The following is a 4,868-nucleotide window of genomic DNA, read 5'->3' on the forward strand; positions in this document are numbered from 1 at the left end:
CCAAAGGTCAATTCGTTTGTCTGCTACATGGCTTGGGGATAAGGGGGGATGGTGGGGAACGCTTTACAGGTTGTTTGAAGGAGGGATAATCCCCCGTCCGTATAGGGCGGGGGAGAGCATGTTGACTAAAAGATTAAGACTTCCAGTTTGGTTCAATTGCTCCAGTCACGCCTTGCAGCCCATTTTTTACGATCACAACGTTATCAAAGCCAATGTGTCGTAGAGCGGTACCAATCGCTGTCGCTCGTAGACCTGACTTACACATTACCGCGATTTTTTTATCTTTTGGCAACTTGTCTAAGTTTTGCGGTAGGAATACCTCATTGGCGGGGATGTTTAAGGTATTAGGTAGGACGATCTGAATCGCGCTTAGCTCATCTTCAGTGCGCACATCCAGAGTCAATACATTGTTTTCTTTAACCATCTTCAGATAGTTTTCTGGGCTCGTTAAGTGCATCTCCTTACCCACTTTTGCGCCCTGTGCAGGAGCAAACAGTTTCTGATAGCTGCTTGCCATGTCTTTGTCGTAGGCCATTACAGGTGCGCTCATGGCAATTGTCGCTGCCAGTACAATCAACGCTTTTTTCATCATTATCTTCCTTTTTATTGTTGTGCCCACTTAGGTAGGTGCGAAACATCGTAATAATAGACGGCACTTTGAATTGTGAACTGCTGCAGGTTTTTATGTCTTTTTAGTTATAAATGTTTGAAAAGATGTGCTTATTATATTTTTTTACAAATGAACGGTTGGCTAGCTTGGTTATCTGCAGATTAATCTGCACCAGCCGGAGCTGGCGCAGATGGCGTAAGGGAGATTTATTTGATGGTGTTGATGAAGGAAGTTGACGTTATCGCCCTTAATTGACGGGTGTTTTACTCTACACCTAAAAATCCACCGGTTTGATGAGCCCAAAGTTGGGCATAAATGCCGCCGGCAGCGACTAATGCTTGATGTGTGCCTTGCTCAACGATACGACCTTGATCTAGGACGATTAATCTGTCCATTGCGGCGATGGTAGAAAGGCGATGAGCAATGGCTATCACGGTTTTACCTTGCATCAGCTCATCCAGACTTTCTTGAATGGCGGCTTCAACTTCAGAATCGAGGGCGGAGGTGGCCTCATCCAGCAGTAAAATCGGGGCGTTTTTCAGTAAGACTCGCGCAATCGCAATGCGTTGCCTTTGGCCGCCGGAGAGTTTAACACCGCGCTCGCCAACTTGGGCATCTAAACCATGAAGGCCATTAGGATCGGTGAGTTCTTGAATAAATTGATAGGCTTGAGCTTGTTTGATGGCGCGCTCGAGTTGGGCTTCGCTGGCATTGGGATTGCCATAGAGGATATTTTCACGAATGCTGCGGTGCAATAAGGAGGTATCTTGAGTCACCATGCCAATTTGTGAGCGCAGCGAGTCTTGCTTAACGGTTTTAATGTCTTGATCATCAATGGTAATTTGCCCTTTTTCGACATCATAAAAGCGCATCAGTAGGTTTACTAAGGTGGATTTCCCGGCGCCGGAGCGGCCGACGAGCCCGACTTTTTCACCGGCTTTGATGCTGAGATTGAGCGCGTCGATCACCCCAGTGTCTTCACCATAATGGAAGCTTACCTGCTTAAAATCGATACGACCGTGCTCAACCACCAAAGGTTTAGCGTCCACCGCGTCCTGAATGAGTGTGGTTTTTGAGAGGGTATTCATACCATCGGTGACGGTGCCGATATTTTCAAATAACGAGCTGATCTCCCACATGATCCATTGCGACATGCCATTGAGTCGCAGCGCCAAACTGACGGCGATAGCAATAGCGCCAACGGTGATGGCACTATCAAGCCAAAGGGCAATGGACACCGCTGCAATACTAAAGGCGAGCAAATAGTTAATCACCTGCACGCTTACGCTGATCCCCGTCACTAAGCGCATTTGCCGATAAACCGTGGCTAAAAAGCTCTGCATACTCGCTTTGGCGTAGTCCGCTTCTTTATCGGTATGGGCAAATAATTTGACGGTGGTGATATTGGTATAGCTATCGACAATCCGCCCTGTCATGGTGGAGCGGGCATCGGCCTGTTCCGTCGAAACAGTTTTGAGTCTGGGGACAAAATACCATTGCAGCCCAACGTAGAGGGCGAGCCACAGCAACATGGGGAGCATTAAGCGTACATCGGCACTGGCAATCATCACCAGCATAGAGGTGAAATACACTAAAATGTACACCAGCACATCAAGCAGTTTCATCACGGTTTCACGTACCGCTAGCGAGGTTTGCATGACTTTCGTGGCAATTCTTCCTGCAAAATCATCTTGATAAAACGACACACTTTGCTTGAGCAAATAGCGGTGCGCGAGCCAGCGAATGGACATGGGATAATTGCCCAGCAAGGTTTGGTGCATGATCAGCGCGTGAAATAGCACTAGTAAGGGCATCACTATGAGCACCATCAGCGCCATAACGACCAGCGTTGTGCCTTCATCTTGGAATAAGGTTTCGGGGCTTTTTTTTACCAACCAATCGACTAATTGCCCCATAAAGCCAAATAAGGAGACTTCAAGCATGGCTATCATGGCGGTGAGTACTGACATCAGGATTAATGGGCGTTCATATCCTTTGGTGTAATGGCGGCAAAATGCATAAATACCCATCGGCGGTTTTGTGGGTTCGTCATCGGGCAGGGCGTTGACCCAAGATTCAAATCGTTTAAACATGAAATTGCTCTATGATAGGGGATAAAAGAGTGACGCCTAAAGCATATAGGATATCCCCTGTAAAAGCTGTGAAATCATCCAGTGCCGTTTTCCGCGAGTCGCACCCAGTGAATTGAACTAAAGTGACGTCAATTAACGCCGCTTAGAGTTAAAGTGGTTTACCTAAAATAGTCGCGACATAAAATGAGTTAACTCAGTTAACTAGCGTCAGCACAAGGCGAGATACATCAGGTTGAGCATAGGGGTTATACCAATCATTAAGCAGGTAAGGGGCAGGATGATCGCTGAAATTCCACCAATCAACATTCCACCAATCAACCAGACCTCACTGTTACAGGGCGTTGGGCTTAATAGTGCGATTTGCCGTGAAGCGCGTTTAAGTCGCGATCCGCGTTTTGATGGCAAATTTTTTGTTGGAGTATTAACGACCGGAATTTATTGCCGCAATGTTTGTCCTGCCGTGGCACCAAAGGAAGAAAATGTACGTTACTTTGAATCGCCGATCGCCGCCGCACAGACGGGCTTGCGTCCTTGTTTGCGTTGCCGGCCGGATAGTGCGCCAGGCTCTAATCCGTGGAAGGGGACTGACACAACATTAGACCGAGCGCTTAGTTTGATTGATGCGGGGATACTCTGTGGCGAGCAAGGGCTCACGGTGAGCGAGCTTGCGGATAAATTAGGGATCAGCCGCCGCTACTTGAATAAATTGTTTATTGACGGTTTTGGCACCTCACCTAAACAATATGCGCTCTACCGTCAGTTGTTATTTGCGAAGCAACTATTGCATCAAACGCCATTACCTATCACGCAAATTGCGTTAGCGGCGGGATTTAATAGTCTTCGTCGCTTTAATGAGGCATTCCAACAACGGCTGCAACTGACGCCAACCCAACTCAGAAAACAGTCCGCCGTTGCCGCCTGCAATCAGTCAGTGGCGCCGCCTTCCCAGTCTTGCTGCAGTTTAACCTTATATCAAGCTTATCGACCGCCACTCAATTGGCCTGCACTGCTGGGCTTTTTTCGGGTACGCGCCGTATCGGGCATGGAGTGGTTTGCACCGTTTACAGAGGTGGATGCAGAAAACCACAGCACATTAGACACTTCGCGGCAAAAAAATGGCGATAATGACCCGTATACAGTTGGGGAGTACGGGCGCACGCTGGCTATTGGCGACCTGCGTGCGGTGGTCAATATCACCCATGAGGCCGCGCTGCATCGATTCAAGCTAACCTTGATATTGACAGCAGACTCACCCATCGTGGCGTTACAACCCCTCATTATGGCGGTCCGGCGTATGTTGGATCTCGATGCCGATATGCAATTGATTGAGCAAAGTTTACACGGGTTAGTTCCAATTCATTTAACGCCCTTATCTGGGCTGCGAATACCGGGGGCAGGTTCGGTATTTGAGGCCGGCTGTCGTGGCATTTTAGGCCAACAAGTGACTGTGGCACAGGCAACGAAGTTGCTTAATCAATTGGTTGAGGCTTACGGTGAGCGTTTTGAGATCAATGGTCGCGAGTATCGGTTATTTCCGACCCCGGCCGTTATCGGCGCTGCCAGCCTTCGCGAACTCAACATGCCCATGGTGCGTAAACAGGCATTACATGGTTTGGCGAGATTGCTTGCGCAAGACACGCAGGCAAGTGTTGATGATTGGATAAAAATTAAAGGGATTGGACCTTGGACTATCGCCTACGCGAAGCTGCGGGGCCTTGGCGAACCGAACATTTTTTTACATACGGATCTCATTGTCAAAAAGCAGCTCCTCGCTGCTTTAGGTCAACGTAACGGCTCGCAGGAGTGCGCATTAGCGCAAAGGGAGTACGTCGAACTGTGCCAGCAAGTAAGCCGAGAGATTGCTCCTTGGGGCAGTTATTTAACATTCCAGTTATGGCAACAAGCCTCGTCTTATCTTTAAAAATCAAATAGGGGAATATGACGATATGGCTTATCAATTAAAGGTCGCGCCCAATCGTGCCGCTTATGCGCCTTGTGCTGGGACGATATTAACGACGCCCATGGGGGCATTGCAGCTCTATGCTAATCCCTATGGGCTTAGCCATGTTACCTGCGTAGGCTCTACGCGTAGCGATGTTGTGTTAGCCAATCGAACTGCGGCGGCGGTTAATCTTGCGCACCAACATCTTGATGAGGCAGCCCTG

General features: G+C 48.5%; 3 protein-coding genes and 1 pseudogene. 2 read left to right on the forward strand and 2 right to left on the reverse strand.

Going from position 1 to position 4,868, the window contains the following annotated elements:
- Nucleotides 1–133: 133 nt before the first annotated feature.
- Both ACRCZA_RS13125 and ACRCZA_RS13130 read right to left on the reverse strand, forming a co-directional pair.
- A complete protein-coding gene (locus ACRCZA_RS13125) occupies nt 134–592 on the reverse strand; it encodes a rhodanese-like domain-containing protein (RefSeq protein ID WP_438674867.1) in 459 nt (152 codons plus the stop codon).
- A 281-nt stretch (nt 593–873) separates the two neighbouring features.
- The gene (locus ACRCZA_RS13130; RefSeq protein WP_438674868.1) at nt 874–2,703 is read right to left on the reverse strand and encodes an ABC transporter ATP-binding protein; all 1,830 of its coding nucleotides are present in this window, start codon (nt 2,701–2,703) and stop codon (nt 874–876) included.
- Between the two features lie 277 nt (nt 2,704–2,980).
- On the opposite strand from ACRCZA_RS13130, the gene ACRCZA_RS13135 reads away from it, so the two are divergent.
- Together ACRCZA_RS13135 and ACRCZA_RS13140 are read left to right on the forward strand one after the other, a co-directional pair.
- Nucleotides 2,981–4,624 carry a DNA-3-methyladenine glycosylase 2 family protein gene (locus ACRCZA_RS13135; RefSeq protein WP_438674869.1) on the forward strand — a complete coding sequence of 548 codons (1,644 nt, stop codon included), beginning with the start codon at nt 2,981–2,983 and terminating at the stop codon, nt 4,622–4,624.
- A 25-nt stretch (nt 4,625–4,649) separates the two neighbouring features.
- Nucleotides 4,650–4,868 (forward strand): annotated as a pseudogene (locus ACRCZA_RS13140) (methylated-DNA--[protein]-cysteine S-methyltransferase); the annotation flags it as partial.

This window comes from Shewanella sp. (genome assembly GCF_051658185.1).
In the GTDB taxonomy this organism is placed as follows: domain Bacteria; phylum Pseudomonadota; class Gammaproteobacteria; order Enterobacterales; family Shewanellaceae; genus Shewanella.

Coding starts and splice junctions, on each gene's coding strand:
- ACRCZA_RS13125 (WP_438674867.1), bottom strand. CDS start 592: ATGATGAAAAAAGCGTTGATTGTACTGGCAGCGACAATTGCCATGAGC.
- ACRCZA_RS13130 (WP_438674868.1), bottom strand. CDS start 2,703: ATGTTTAAACGATTTGAATCTTGGGTCAACGCCCTGCCCGATGACGAA.
- ACRCZA_RS13135 (WP_438674869.1), top strand. CDS start 2,981: ATGATCGCTGAAATTCCACCAATCAACATTCCACCAATCAACCAGACC.